The following is a 16,138-nucleotide window of genomic DNA, read 5'->3' as shown; positions in this document are numbered from 1 at the left end:
CCGACGATCAATCTGGACAGCCCTTTTACATCTTAAAGAATCCTGATTAATTCAGCAATAAATCACGGATCATATTGACCAATAATTTACCTGCTACAGGATCTGTAGTAGCTTTTTCAAACATGATTTCAGATAAGATAGCCACGCCCTTATTGTTGATTTTAACAATCGGGAACCCCCTCATTGCATCCATCTTTTTACTACGTTCATAAATATCACCCTCCAGGTATCCGTGGATTTTAAGGAATGAAGCCAATGGCTCAACCTGCTCTCCCCTGTTAATCCTGTAAGAATTCTTAATCACCAGCGGGACTTCTCTTTTGTTGTTATTGAAATACCTGGTATCCATGGGTTCAATATCATTAAACACGGGCGATTCAGGCACTTCAATTGAAATGATCTCGCCATTTTCCTTAAATACATTGCGTATCTGATCCGGGAACAAAGCAACAGCAACACTGCCCGAATTCAGCAGCAATAGCTTTCCACCACCGGCAACAAAAGCTTTAACCTGGTTCAGCTCATTTTCAGAAGTATGCGGCGAATCCAGATTTGCCAGGATTAAAACATCAGTCTGCTCTTTTAAAGCCCCAGCTACAGTTGCCATTTTTTTATAGCCGATACCCAGATCGGCTGCAACGGAAGCCACCTGACCAGAACCGTCGACCAACACTATGTTTTTTCCTTTCAGGGCAGCTGTTCCCAGCCATTCCCTTTCAGAAAGCAATAGTTCATAATCATTTTCAGAGATCAACTTTCCCCGCTGTACCAGTTTCAGTACCAGCCTGCCCGCTACCCTTGAAACTGGTAAGGTGGCCGGAATATTGATTTCAGGCTCAATAAATTTGCGCCCGTAATAGGCTACCGGAGCTATTTTTTCTTTACCAGAAACGATCGTTTCACCATTTGTACCCCGTACGGACCACATCAATTCTGTTTCAGCCAGGTCAGTACCCTGTTCACTGTCATTTACTACATAAACTCTTACCGGCAATCTGGTCCCCGCGTAAAAATGTCTTCCCCACAATTCGGCAGATACCAAAACCGGTTGAAGTGCTTTTTTCATAGCATAATAACCTGGGTGCGGCACAATCTTATCCACCTGGTAAATGTTTTTGAACCAGGTTAATGCTGCAAAATGTAAAATACCGGCTGCTTTTTCATTTGTTCTCCGCACAGCTTCAGCAGATTCTTTGGTAATAAAGGTCTGCGCCTTCAGGAAGTACGCTGGGTTAGCATATTCGTATGCATAATTACCTGCCAGACTTGCCGGATTTTGGTGAACATAAGTATAAAACCGTGTTGGATGGCCCGTTTCACTGGCATAACCGGTCGAAAACTCCTGACTGATCAGTGGTCTGCCCTGATTTTTAAAATTCCGTTGCCATTCTCCGTTAAATTCATTGAAAATTGATCCATGATACCAGTTGATATACCAATGATGATCGTCTATATCTCCGTCATCAATCTTATCAAAAAACGACTTACCGAATTTCTTTTCATTTCTGGTATAATTAGAATCAAAACAAACTGGCCTCGTCGGATCTATCTGGCGCATGCGTTTTACCACATCCGAAATAATACCCATTTTTAGTTTGGCCTGTTCAACATCGGGATCGTTGTCATAAAACTTCATTTCGTTGTTCACCGTCCAGAACAACAGCGATGGATGGTTTCTGTATTTTTTCAGCAGGTCATAAAATTCATTCTTCCACAATTCTATCAGCTTCGGATCAGGCATGCTGCTTTTGATCATCAGCCATGGCCAGCCACCTTCGTAGCTTACTCCAACCCCATTTTTATCTGAAGAAGACAGCCACAATTCATTATAAGGCGCAGTATGTGTCCGGGTGATGGCAATATTTCCATCATGCATCAACTTATTGAACTGATTGGCCAGGGCGGTATCATTTGGTGCCAGCGACATAGGCGTGTGGTTACCACCTCTTAACCAATACTGCTTTCCGTTTAGGTAAAAGAAATCGCCTTTTGCTTCAAATGTACGGAAACCGGATTGAATGGTATGGCGGTCGGCCTCCTTACCCACTGTATTTACAGTAAAATTGAAATCATATAAATTTGGTGTAGCGGGTGTCCACAATAAGGGCTTTAAATCTGCTACGCTGTAAATAAAGGTTTTCTCTTCGCCAGCATTCAGGTCCAGTTCTTTCAGATCGGCTGATTCATATAACTTTTTTTTATTTTTATCTTCAGTTATTGCCGTACCGATATCAAATTTTTGGGGCTGGGTACTGTTGTTCTTAACCGTTACTTCAAAATCTGCTCCCGTAAGTTTAGGCTTGATAAATACATCTGTAATTCTTAACGGATCGGTAATTACCAGCGCCACAGGTTGCCAGATTCCGGCGGGATCATCATTGTAAAAACCATGAGCCAGATCTTTTAACATTTTATTGGTTACCGGCACTGTAACCGCAACATCGGTTACCTTATCTGCATCCTTAATGTCTTTTACATAATCTCTTGAAACCTTAACCACAAGCAGGTTTTTTCCTGGCTTAAGCCATGGGGTCGCATTTACTTTAAATTCTCCAAACATACCTATGTGTGGATTCGAAGCTCTTTTCCCGTTTATAAATACTTCCCCGATTTTTGATACCGCATCAAAAGTTAGTTCCAAATATTTTCCACTGATATTTTCTGGTAATTCGATCCATTGTCTGTAATAGCCTATATCTGTTTTCTTATAATCAAAAGTGTAGCCTTCACAGCGCTCGATCTCTTTTTGGTAGTAATTATCAGAAACGCCTTTACTGGCCGTATTGTATTTTTCACCATGCAACCACTCCCGGTTCGGGTTCCAGAACTGAGGTACCACCATCACATGCCAGTCCTTGTCTGAAGTTCCGGGTTGTATGGCCTGGGCTGTATTTGGACTTTCGTAACCCGGACTAAAAAGCCATGTGCCATCCAGCGATATTTTTGTCCTGGCAGCGGCAATTCTTTTAACCTGAACTGGTTTATAAGCAGCTCTCTCCTTTATCCTTTTCTGCGCTTTATCTGCTGATTTTACCATATATTCTTTAACCGGATCAGCACTAAATTCATTTGCTTTCAGCGATTTAATGACCAGGTCATCAAATTCAGTTTCTATCCAGCTCCCACCTAATGTAACTCTCCCTTTAGGTGAAAATACTGTATATGGGTCCTTCACATCAATCCAGGGAAGCGCTGAATTATTTAAAAAAACCTTGATGCGGTTTCCTGCAACCTGCACCTTAATATCATACCATTCACCCGGCACCAATGGAAAATCCAGGTGTCTTAAAGCCAGGTGATCATCCGTACCCATATACCCTAGTCTGGCAAGATACAAGTCATTTTGAATGCCACCTCTTAAGCCAAGAATATACCTGTCATTTCTGCTGGAAGCCCTGAATCCTGACCATATTTGTACTTCCTTTTCTTTTGCAGGTGTACGGGCTTTAAAGCTAAACTCATAATTTTCCATACCGGCATCACCATATGAGGCATATGCATTTTTACTTTTCAGAACGCCCTGTTCTATTTTAACCATTCCACGTCCGGTAACCACCTGTTTGTGGCCGGGCTTATCAAAGTGTTCTGTCACACCGGCTTTAACCTGAGCAAACAGATTTACACCCGAAAGCAAAAACATAAAAGGAATTGCCAGGTATCTTTTTTTCATCATCATTTGTATAGTTTTATTTGTTATAAATTGAAAAAACAGCCTTTTTGGGCTGTTATGACATTATTTACACCTTCAATCCTGATCAGGTTGCATCAGTGTTTTACTTTATAGAATTTATAGCTAAAAAGGAAAATCACCAGGTAACAGATAATCGGTGCGTAATATGCATTGGCAATTCCGACGCGATCTGCAAGCGCCCCCATGATAAATGGGAAAAATGCTCCGCCAACCACACCCATGGATAAGAATGAAGCCGCCTGTTGGGTACGTGCGCCCAGATTTTTTAAACCCAAACTAAATATGGTTGGAAACATAATACTGAAAAAGAAATTGATCATCAGCAAAGCGATAAAAGACAGCCAACCCTGTCCTTGTGCAACTATGATACACATGATGATATTTCCGATTGCAAATATTGCCAATAGCTTGTTTGGCGCAATTATCCGCATCAAAAAAGTACCTATAAAACGGCCAGCAAGCATCATCCCCATAAATACCACCATAAAATGGCCGGCTTTTTCATCACTAAAACCCATTTTTTCATGTCCATAATTGATAAAAAAAGCCCATGTTCCGGCTTGAGCAGCAACGTTAAAAAACTGGGCGGCAACTGCCCAGACGAAATGTCTATGATCAAACAATTTTTTATCTGGGGCCACATCGATATTTACCGCATTCGCATCTGCTGCTGAAACCACATGCGGATCTGTTGTAGGTGGAACTTTTACAAACGAAAAAGACACGGCAACCAGCAAAATTACCAGGCCAATTACAGCGTAAAGCACCTTAACAGACGTGAGGTCTGTACTGCCCTCTACATGTTTACCAAATAAAAAGTAACTACCAATTGCAGGGCCCAGCATGGCACCAACCGCGTTAAAGGACTGTGCAAAGTTAATGCGCTGATCGCTGGTACGCTGGTCACCCAGCGAAGCCACAAAAGGATGTGCAACCGTCTCGAGAGTTGACAATCCGCAGCCCACAATAAATAAAGCAACTCCAAAAAAAGCAAATGAAGAAACATTTGCTGCCGGAATAAATAAAAAGGCCCCAACGGCAAAAAGTGACAGGCCTAAAAGCACACCTCTCTTGTAGCCAAAACGCTTCATAAACAAGCCTGCGGGGATACCCATCACGGCATAAGCACCAAAAACAGCAAACTGTACAAAGGCCGATTGTGATTTAGAAAGGCTCATGGTTTGCTGAAAGTGCTTGTTCAATACATCAGCCATGGTAATGGCTATGCCCCAAAACATGAAAAGAGAGGTGACAAACACCAGGGTAATCAGGAATCTTTTGTCGGTAAAAGGAACCTTAGGAGTTAAGTTGTTCATATGATTTTTGATTTTATTTATTTCTCCCCTATCGTGCCACCAGCGTATACAACCGCCCGGCTTTCGTATCAAAATCATAAAGCAGGGTATGATTCAGGTTTAAGGTATTCAACTTTGCTTTAGCTGAAATAATGGGCACTGCAGTTTCATCAACCTGGTAAAACCGGTTTGGATTTACACCTTTAGCGATTTTAAGAGGTATATTGGTCACTGCCTTTAACGGATTAGATACGCGTAAACGGCAATTGCCACCTAATAAAGATCTGATGACCACCTGTTGCAGTTTTCCGTTATTCCATTGCAGTTTTACAATTTCAAAGCCTCCCCTTACCCTTAAGCCTTTAATGCTTCCATTTTTCCATACCCCTGGTAATGCAGGCAGCAGATGTATGAAGCCATCATAACTTTGAACCAGCATTTCTGCAATTCCGGAAGTACAGCCGAAGTTTCCGTCAATCTGAAATGGAGGATGGGCATCAAATAAGTTAGGATAGGTACCACCGCCTTCTGCACGTTCCCTTACCGGGGACAACTGATCACTAAGCAATTTGTAAGCATGGTTTCCATCCAGAAACCTCGCCCAAAGATTTATTTTCCAGCCCATAGACCAGCCTGTCGAAACATCGCCCCGATGCAGCAGGGATGTACGCGCCGCGTCAAACAATTCCGGTGTCCGGTATGGAGATATTTGTCCACCCGGATATACACCAAATAAGTGCGACACATGCCTGTGCCGGTCTGTCGGACTATCAAAATCCTGTAGCCATTCCTGTAGTTGTCCATATTGACCAATCTGCATAGGTGGCAGGCGTTTTCTTAAACCCTTCAATTTTTCGGCAAATTCCCGGTCTCTGGAAAGTAATTCTGAAGCCCGGATTACATTGGAAAAAAGCTCATGTACAATCTGGTTATCCATCGTTACACCTGCAGCTATTGATTTCCCTTTGGCAATTGCCGGTGCATTCTCCGGTGATATAGAAGGAGAAACCACCAGCCATTTATTCGCCGGTTCTTCCATCAGAAAATCTGCAAAAAACGCTGCTGATCCTTTCATCGCATGATAAACAGATTCCAGGTATTTTTTATCCCCGTTATATAAAAACCGGTCCCACAGGTGCCTGCTTAACCAGGCTCCGCCCATGGGCCACATGCCCGAGTAAACACCATCCACAGGGCCAGTAATCCGCCATATATCAGTATTGTGATGTGTTACCCAACCCCTGGCACCATACATCAGTCTTGCCGTTTCCCTGCCTGTAATTGAGAGTTCCTTTATCATCCGTATCAGCGGCTCATGCATTTCCTGCAGGTTTGTGACTTCTGCCGGCCAGTAATTCATTTCTGTATTGGTATTTATGGTATACTTGCTTCCCCAGGGTGGATTCATTTTATCGTTCCATATTCCCTGGAGGTTAGCGGGCTGCCCCCCGGGTTGTGAAGAAGAAATTAACAGGTACCGGCCAAACTGGAAATACAATGCAGCCAGTTGAGGATCGCTTACTTTCGAAAAATTAATTATTCTTTCATCAGTAGGTTTGTTCATCGCTGTTGTCTTTCCCAGGTCGAGCTGAACACGGCGAAACAGTTGCTGATAAGCAGCGAGATGATTTTTCAGCAAAACATCATCGCTCTTTTTTAATGCAGCAGCAAGAATATTTTCTGCCCGTTCCATTTCATTCCCGCTGATGTCTTTATAGCTGTTGAAGTTGGTACCTATGGAAAGATAAAGGGTAGCCGCATTTGCATTAACGACAGCAATGGCCGAATTTGTCGAAGAAACATTGCCGCCTTCTGTTTTTGCATGGAGCAATGCCCTAAACTTAACGGCGCCTTTCACCCCATCCTTGTCACCAGATATGCCCGACAAAAGCAATTCATGATTACCTTTTGTAGAAATCGTTGAGATTTGCGGACTGGAAAAGGATGCATTAAAAGTAATTCTTGACGGCTGATCGGCAGTAATTTTCAACACCATTACCTGATCTGGCAGGGAAGTAAATACTTCACGTGTAAAAGTGACACCATTAACCATATAACTCGTTTTTGCAACGGCTTTATCTATGTCCAGCTCCCGGTAATAATTGCTGTAATTTTCATGACCAGCAAAATCCAGGTGAAGATCGCCCACAGGTTGATACTTCATACCATTGATTTTTTCCGGTTTGATCTTTGCAGTTGCCAGGTCGCTGGCTTCCGCATATTTTCCTTCAAATATTAACTTTCTTACTTCCGGCAATGCCGATAAAGCATTTGGATTGTCATTGCGGTTTGGCCCACCAGACCATACGGTACATTCATTGAGCCGGATCAGTTCACTTGAGGCATTGCCATAAACCATACCGGCAATTTTCCCGTTACCAATCGGCAATGCTGCTTCCCAGATCTTATCGGCAGGTTTATCATACCATAACCTCATTTCCTGCTGCTGGGCATGTAATGAGCCGCTGATAAAAAAAGCAGCAAATAAAATTCTTTTCCTCATCTTTTTATTTCTTTGGAAGGGGAATGTTAACCTGGAAGGGAATTTCCTTTCGCAGCATTTTACCTGCATACCCGGTCAGGAAGAGGTAATAATCAGAAGGAATATCATCTTCAGGCTTCACAAATTCCGTACTGCCAACCGGTGGGTTTTTACTGATCTTAAAAATAGCAGTACCTTCATCAACCTCATCAAACATCGCTACATAAATCATCTCAGCCCCATTTTGTATGGCTCCTGATAATTGCTTCCAGAAAAATTGCCCGCCGTTTCTTGGAATCTGATCCAAAGGTGATTCCGGCCTCATATTATGCCAGCTAAAACCCGGATAAACAACAGGTACATAATCTATTTTATGCGCTTTACACCAGGCAATATCTGCCCTGATCCTATCCAACATTTTTGGAATTCTGGGCTCTGTAAACCGGCCCACAAACCAGGGATGTATGATATCTATTTTTTTTAAAGTTTCGAGTAGCTGCGGATCAGATTCCGTATCACCAGCAAGTTCACGCCACTGGGTAGGTACCCCCAGCAAGATGGAACACCCACCATACACCGGGTCATTCTGAAGAAAGTCAATGATGGCACGCACGTTTTTAAGATTGTATTTTCTATTGTCGTTAAAACCTACACCCCAAAGTGCTACAAGGGGTTTGTTGTTGTGGTATAAATAACTCTGGTCATTACCGCGGTTGGTTAGTTTTATGCTGTCTACCAGCTTTTTAAAATCACTGATCACCAACGCTTCATCCCCATCCCTCATCCCCGAAAAATCATACATCACAGCAATCGCTCTTTTGTACCTTTCTGCCGCATTAAGCGCTGCATAAAGTACCTTGTTGTTGTGATTAGTACCCGTTGCAGATTTCAGATTCGCCACAAAACGCTGTACAAATACACCATCTATTCCATACTGCTGCATCCAGTTAAAATGAAGGTTTACCGAAGATTCATCGTAAGAACTGAAGAGCAAGGCATTGTCTCCATTGGCCAGTTTAAAGGGTGTTTTGTAAGTCTTTTCATATTCGGATACCTCCGGCCAGATTTCAACACCTATCTTTTCTTTATCGACATTACCATAGTGGTTCCAGCCACGATTGGCACCATCCCCTTTGGCATTAAACCAACCCTGGTAGCCAGCCATAACCAATCCTTTGTAACCCGGAAAACGGGATAGCTTAGCGTGTCTGTTCTGGGCATACCCCATAAACGTGATACCGCAGCACATCAACAATACATATATTTTTCTTTTCATCACCTACTTCGACATTTTTAAATCCTGGCCTGTTCCCCATGTTTTATTAGGCAATGGTCCCATCTCCAGCTCCAACTTGCCACCAGCCGCCAATTGCTGATGGGTAAACCAGGGAGTATCTAACGATTTACCATCAAACTTCGCACTTTGAATGTATTTATTCTGCACTGAACTTTTGTTCGCGATCACCTGGAACATCTTACCGTTTGGCAAATCAATAGTAACCTTTTCAAATACCGGGCTTCCAATCGTGTACACAGGTACTCCGGGGGTTACAGGATAAAATCCCATTGCAGAGAAAACAACAAATGCCGTCATACCCCCACCATCTTCATCACCTGGGATACCAAATACATTATCTTTAAACCAGGTATCCAGCAGAAAGCGGATACGTTTTTGTGTTTTCCATGGAGATGAAGTATAGTTATAGAGGTAGGGAATATGGAAACTCGGCTCATTCCCCATAGAAAACTGCCCCACCAAACCGGTGGCATCCGGAAAAGTTCCCTGAAATTCATATTGACTCCTGCCCAGAGGTTCACGGAAAAGTTGATCAAGTCTGTTTTCAAAACCTTTTCCACCGCCCATGAGGCTCATTAATCCGGCTATATCATGCTGTACCTGCCACATGTAAGTCCAGCCATTATTTTCATCATAATAATCCCGGCCACCCATACCACCATCAAATTTCGGATCAATTTTAATCCAGTTGCCATCCTTGTCCTTAGGCATAAACAATTGAACTTCAGTGCTCCACAAATTTTTGTAGTTGTATCCTCTCTGATTGAATTTTTTATAGTCCTGGTCTTTACCAAGATCCCTGGCAAGCTGTCCCAATGCCCAATCATCATAACTGTGGCCCAAGGTTACGGCCACTGCCTGACGTTTTTCAAATTTATCTACCGTTGATACATATTCCTTTTCACCGATATGCAATGCAGGAAAAAAGCCCTTGCTGTGATAAATATCATCCAGTTCTGTTTTAGGTCCATTTCTCCAGGGGATCATGGTCGCTTCATTGGCATTCTTTGCCAATCCTTCATAGGCTTTTTCCAGGTCAAAGTTTTTCAGGCCTTTTCTGTATCCATCTAAAAAACTTACAGTAGAATGAAAACCGTTCATACAGGCATGGTCACCAAACAACACAGGGAAAGTTGGCATCCAGCCACTCTGCTGGTACATCTGCACATAAGATTGTAACATGTCCTCTTCCTGGGCCGGATTAAGGATTACCCTTAACGGATGCTGCGCCAGGTAGGTATCCCATGCCCAGTCGTCCACATAAAAAGGACGGTTGCTCTGGTGTATCTTATGGTCAAAGCCACTAAAATACCGGCCATCTTCGGTGATGTCTACCATACGTTCGTAGCAACGGTACAAAGCAGTATAAAATGAGCGTCGCTGCGCTTCCGTAGCTCCGGTAGTTTTAATCTGATTGATTACTTTTGCCCATGCTGCCTCCGCAAGAAGAACCTGCTGGTCAAAAGTCATTTTGCTCAATTCATTATTATAGTTCTTTTTAGCCTGTTCCGGGCTAATGTAAGATATGGCGTATTTAAATTCTATATTTCCCGTGGTATTCTCCGGAAAACGAACCCAGGCCCGGGCATCTTTACCGCTAACTTTAGTGCCTGGAGAAAATTTATTGCCATCCAAAGTTCCCACAACAGCAGCCTCACTAAAAACGCCATACAGGTAAACTTTAACGTTCTCATGGTAAACCTCCATACCCGTAATTTCGGTAGCAGAAATAAAGTTAAACTCATTTAAACCCTTGCTGTAATTTTCAAAGAGTAAGGCTTTTTCTCCTTTTGCAGGAAACTGAAACTGATAATACCCTGTTTTCTTTCCCGGTGTAAAAGCGACCTTCACTTCCTCATCAACCAGGTAGGTACTGTAATACCATGGACGCGTAACTTCCAGGTCATGGTCATAAGTCATCCTCTTTTTCCAACTTGCAGGCTCCAGCTTTTGGCTGGAAGGTTTTAGCGCAAACACCTCTCCTAAACGATGTGAAACTACATTTAACGGAAAACTCGAAATCTGATCATCCATATAATCTTTCCGCAGCGGAAACATTCTGATCATTTGATTAGGCAATTGCACTGTTGGCCGGGTTGGCTGCAACAGATGCCCCACGTTACCAATCTGTGGGTCAACATATTTTAAATTTCCAGCACCTGCATATGTTTTTTCCTGGGCAACTGCAAATCCACTGGCAACAATCAGCAGCATTGGAATTAAAGAATTTCTGATATTAAATTTAAAAAGACTCTTTAGCATTATAACGACTTAATATGAATACAATTGATTGATTTTATTTTACTTTGCAGCGGTGCTTTTCAGTTCGTCAATGGTCCAGTTCTTATCTCTTCCCTTGTGCTGGTCTCTAACCTTTTTCACATCGGCAGGTTTTATTACAGGAGCTTTGTTGCCCAAATCATTTCTGATATAACTCAGTACAGCAGCAATGTACTCGTCATCGTTGCTGCCCAGTGCAGGCATTGCGTCAGGATAAGTTTTACCATCAACAGGACCGGTTAAACCATGGAGCAGAATTTTTATTAGTTTTACAGGATCTCCGTTCACATCTTTTACCCCGGAAAGCGGAGGCGCCGGCATATCTTTACCACCAATAGTTACCCCTTTGCCATCGGCGCCATGGCAAATTGCGCAAAGCTGTTTAAAGATGGTTGCCCCCTTCAGAACCAGTTTCTTATCTTCATCAGCAAGCGTAGCAGCATTCTTTGCGGCCAAAGTACGTTTGTCGTTATTGCTCTGAAAACTTTTTTGTGATTCAGCCAATAACTGATTGTCAGGATACTTCAGCAACATGTATTTGATGATCCCCTGTGCTTTTTCCGACTTGCTAAATCTTAGTGTCAGTGCCAGCTGAAAACGAACATCTGCACTCCTGTCGTCTTTAAGAAAATCCAAAGTATTAACTAAGTGTTCATCCCCTCTTTTAATCAGGTCATCACTGATCCAGACTGCTGTTTTGCGAACTTCTGCATCCTTATCATTCAACGCTGCCTTAAGCGTTTCCTGATCCAACGCTTTAAGCCCGTTAAGGGTCCACAAAGCGTGAATACGCCCCAGCTGTCCTTCAGTCTTATTCAAGGCCATAGCCTTTAACGCCGGCACAACAGATTTATCACCCCGCAGCACAATTAATTTCTGTGCATTGTCTCTCCACCAGCCATTGGCATGTGCTAAATATGGCACTAGCTTACCACTGGTCAGATCTAACAGCTTTGGTGCATTTTTATCAGGCTTTATGCCATCGTATACCACACGATAAATCCGCCCACGCCCAATATTTTTATCAAACTTCTTCTCATCAATCTGTTTGCGCAGATAACTTCCTTTTTTTGTCCAGTTTCCTTCCTGAATAATTCCACGGTACATATCTACGATGTATAAACATCCATCAGGACCAGTAACACTATTTACCGGTCTGAAATTCATATCAGTAGATGCAATGAATTCTTCTTTGTCATAAGCGTTCTTTAAAGTTATTTTTCCGTCGGTATTGGTCACTTTGGCGCGTCTGATCAATCGGCCTACAGGTTCACATATAAAAAGATCACCTTGTGCATCTGCAGGTAATGCAGTACCCCTAAATATCGATTGGCCTGTACATGCAGTGAAATGATTCAGTGTGCTGTCTGGTCGTAATCTATTTAAACCACCCTGAACATCCGGAGTAGAAATGATTGGCCATACAGCTTGAAAGTCTTTATCGTACTGATCTTTAAAATCAAACCGACCATACGAGGGATTTTGCTGAAAGTTAAGGGCAGGGGTTTCCGATCCTGCAGCAGAAAAATACAATCTTCCATAGTTATCGCTGGTTAAGCCCCATTGTCCACCCGGTCCTTCATGTAGATATTCGGCCTTAAGCATTCCATCTTCATATATATACCGTTTATTTTCAACAGTTACATAAATTTTATTATCCAGGTTCCAGATTAAACCACTTTTCTGATGTTCCAGATTACTGGTACTGACCTCATCATTTTTAAAAACCAGTTTCTTCTCATCAGCTTTGCCATCACCATTCGTATCGCGGTAACTGTAAATATTGTTAGAATTGGTTTCATTTACTAAAATCCTGTCATCGAGGGCAAGGACCATTCGGGGTAAAAGTAAATTATCTATAAAAATTACAGATTTATCCATTTTCCCATCAGCATTGGTATCTTCCAGTCGTTTAACGGTACATACAGGCTTCATTTCACCTGCTCCTTCTGCGTCCTGCATATAGGTGTTCATCTCGGCTACATACATCCTGCCATTTCCGTCCCAGGTAATGGCCACGGGCTCATGGATCATGGGTTCACTCGCCACCAATTCCAAATGGTATCCTTTTGGCAGAAATATCGTTTTCAGGCTTTCCTGTGGAGATAAGTATACAGGAGAAGGATTGGTGTTCACTACAATATTTCCATTGGCATCGCGCTTTACCATGCGCTGAGATACTTTACAGGTATAAATAAGCAGCGACAAACTCAGGATACCTAATACAATTTTTTTATTTCGTCTCATTTTTATTAATCGTTTTACGCAGTTAAAAAATCTGCTGGTTCAGAAAGATATGGCTGGATTATTCATACCCGATTGTTCAATTTGGTTAGTGTTAAATTATCACCAAGATTACAGGCCTGCGATTAATTAATACATAATAAATCATTAATAAAAGGCCTTTTTTGACCATTATCAGGAATTATTCATTTTTTTATATAAGAAAATGGGAACTGGGGCTCAGTTTATTATCAGCAGGAAAATCTATGCTGACAAGATATCATTAAAACTTTTTTCGAAATCATCACCGTACAAAAGCTTGTACTCTTTACAGAAGTTTTCGTAAGTATTTTTAGATTGAGAATGTTTACCCAGATGTGCCAGCGCTTTACACTTGATCACCATCGCCTCTTCATTTATGGAATCAAAATAAAAGATATAATTCGCCAGTTCGATCAGTAGTTCCGGGTCATCTGCAATGGAAATTGAATGTGCAAAATGAAGGTAGGTATCAATAATTTCATTAGAAATCTCCGCTTTAAACTGGTCCATCCATTCATAGCTGGTGTTTGGCAGAAAAGACCCGCGTTTAATTATTTTTGCTAATTCTGAGATCTTATCTTTATTCAGCTTTTTCTTATCTTTTATAATCGCATAATATTGCTGATAGTCAATAAAAACAGCATCAAAATCACAATTGATCTTCCAGTACCCTGTTTCTTTTGAAACCATACAATGGTCTAATCTTTCCAGTATACTTTTTAGTTTAGCGATGTTAACAGACCTGTTGTTTCGCGCACTTTCTTCTGACTTATCAAACCAAAGCAGTTCTTTTAATTTTTCAGAACTAATCCCGCGTTCCCACCTTACGGTATACAATAGGATAACCAAAAAAAGTTCTTTGATCAGCGGCGTAAACTGCCTGGTGATCTCCTGTCCCTCTTTATCAAATACCTGCATATCGCCAAACAGAAAAATACTGGACTTAGCACCTTCTGTCATTGCTTTCACCGGCGCAACACCTTGCACCACATTTTTATTATGCCCAGCACTGATGTCAACAGGAACAGTTGCTAATGAGACATTAGCAACAGCCACCGCTTCAGCACCTCTTGTCACTTCGCGACGTCTCCTTTTCCAGACATAAATTAAAATTCCTCCAACTAATGCAAAGAGCAGGATCGAAACAAGAACATACCCATTTTTTTTCGCCGCGGTCGCCAGCCTTGGATCAGCATCAATCGGCGGGCTGTACAGCGAATAAATTTGGATATTTGTATGATCACTTTCATCTCTGAACAAAGTAACAGCAATAAATCTTTTGCTTTCTTCGCAATAAAAAAGATCGGCAAAAGAATTGATATCATGAAAAAGATAAGGTATTGGGCTGCCACTAAGCTTATATTCCGGATTACGTAATGATCCTTGTATCAACTGCAGTTGTGACTTATACTTATGTTTAGCAAATGTTAAAGCATAATACGTATCAGATTTATCATTTATAATTAAAGAATTTGCAAATACAAAATGTTCACCGCTGATTTTTAGTTCATAGATCTTTTTTACAGACTGTTTTTTGACATCAAAATAGAGCAAATCATATAAATTTCTTGGATTTAACATTTGCTGTCCTGTAGAACTGCCATAGCCCCCGAAAATATATGCACCTCCTTGTGTATGCCCAAGCGCAGCCAGATACCTGGGGGTAAACCGATCTCCTGATACCGGAACTGTCTGCCAGGTTTCAGATGGAAAATGATACCGCTGAATTTGATTCTTATAAAAAAAATGGCCATAACCACCAACAAAGTATAAGGACGAATCTGTCGCCGAATAAAATTTGTTGTATTGCCAAAAATCAGTAATTGGCGTGTTAAGGCTAAAATTACGGTTCCATTTTTTATTTACCGTATCAAATATACTCACCGCTTTCTGGTCAATGTAAAAGTTTAGTAAACGCCCGTTCTTATCGTCAAATAAAGACTGATTACCACGTAACAGATTTTGATTTCCTGATAAATAGCCAACAGCAGTTAAGGTTCCGGATTTAATGTCATACCTGAATAAGGAATCTATTCCTACAATATTCAAGACTTCTTTTTTTGCATCAAAAGCGATACTCGCTGCTCCCTTTAAAGATACCTTTTGAAGCAACTGCCATTCGTGGTGCAGTTTTTTTATCCATAAAGGATTAACTACAGCCGCATCCTTATGGTCAATCTGTTCAGTGGCAAGAGCCCCATCGTACTCATCCAATGGCCACACATGTTTGATCTCCCCGCCTTCAGCAACATTTACCGCTCTGATTTTCATTGGCGGTACATCCGTGGTTTTAAACCCCAGATATTCATTTGCCCCGAAAAGAATTTTAAAACAATCTCCTTTCTTAAGTTTCAGGCTGGTTTTAGAAGAAAAATTCGCATAAGATAAATGCAATATTTGCTGCTTATAATCAAACTTAAACTTAATGGCATTCCAGGAGCTAAATAAAACATTTGCCGGAATGTTAAAAGCAATCTTAGAGAATTTATCCCCGATAATTAATTTAAAATGATTTTTTTCTTTCGGGTCCTTGTCGTAGATCAGATCAATATTTTCATTATTGTTATCTACAAACCGGACAATATAACCAAAGTAATCAGCCCTGGCAGGCATAAAACTCAAATCAAAACTGACTTCAAAACTTGAGTTAAAGCAAAATGTTTTTCCGGGACTTAAATCTAAGCCTGTACGCTGGTCCTGAACAACTTCATGGCTATAAAACCCCAGGCCGTATGACTGCGCGAGGCTTTTATTACAGCAAAAAATCAAAAAAAAGGAGAGAACAGCTAGCAGATTGGTTTTCATAATCAGGATTACGAATATAATAC

7 protein-coding genes are annotated in these 16,138 nt (G+C 41.5%); all 7 read right to left on the bottom strand.

The features are described from left to right. Positions 1-46: 46 nt before the first annotated feature. The 7 genes from R2Q85_RS21550 to R2Q85_RS21520 all read right to left on the bottom strand — a co-directional run bounded on the left by R2Q85_RS21550 (position 47) and on the right by R2Q85_RS21520 (position 16,115). Positions 47-3,676: a glycoside hydrolase family 2 protein gene (locus tag R2Q85_RS21550; RefSeq protein WP_316813872.1), complete on the bottom strand. Its 3,630-nt coding sequence runs from the start codon at positions 3,674-3,676 to the stop codon at positions 47-49. An 89-nt stretch (positions 3,677-3,765) separates the two neighbouring features. Continuing rightward, positions 3,766-5,007, bottom strand: a complete 1,242-nt coding sequence (gene fucP, locus R2Q85_RS21545) for an L-fucose:H+ symporter permease (protein ID WP_316813871.1) — start codon at positions 5,005-5,007, stop codon at positions 3,766-3,768. A 28-nt stretch (positions 5,008-5,035) separates the two neighbouring features. Then, positions 5,036-7,489, bottom strand: coding sequence for a glycoside hydrolase family 95 protein (locus tag R2Q85_RS21540; protein ID WP_316813870.1), 2,454 nt, complete (start codon positions 7,487-7,489; stop codon positions 5,036-5,038). 4 nt (positions 7,490-7,493) lie between these two features. Further along, on the bottom strand, positions 7,494-8,744 hold the full coding sequence (locus tag R2Q85_RS21535) for a glycoside hydrolase family 71/99-like protein (protein ID WP_316813869.1): 1,251 nt from the start codon (positions 8,742-8,744) through the stop codon (positions 7,494-7,496). Between the two features lie 3 nt (positions 8,745-8,747). Further along, positions 8,748-11,027, bottom strand: a complete 2,280-nt coding sequence (locus R2Q85_RS21530) for a GH92 family glycosyl hydrolase (RefSeq protein ID WP_316813868.1) — start codon at positions 11,025-11,027, stop codon at positions 8,748-8,750. Between the two features lie 39 nt (positions 11,028-11,066). Further along, complete coding sequence (locus R2Q85_RS21525) at positions 11,067-13,292, bottom strand: PVC-type heme-binding CxxCH protein (RefSeq protein WP_316813867.1); 2,226 nt, start codon at positions 13,290-13,292, stop codon at positions 11,067-11,069. A 240-nt stretch (positions 13,293-13,532) separates the two neighbouring features. After that, on the bottom strand, positions 13,533-16,115 hold the full coding sequence (locus R2Q85_RS21520; protein ID WP_316813866.1) for a galactose oxidase: 2,583 nt from the start codon (positions 16,113-16,115) through the stop codon (positions 13,533-13,535). Positions 16,116-16,138 lie beyond the last annotated feature (23 nt).

The organism is Pedobacter heparinus (assembly GCF_032678725.1).
GTDB lineage: Bacteria > Bacteroidota > Bacteroidia > Sphingobacteriales > Sphingobacteriaceae > Pedobacter > Pedobacter heparinus_A.
The sequence above is the reverse complement of the archived record's forward strand: the minus strand, read 5'-3'. Positions and strand labels throughout refer to the sequence as shown.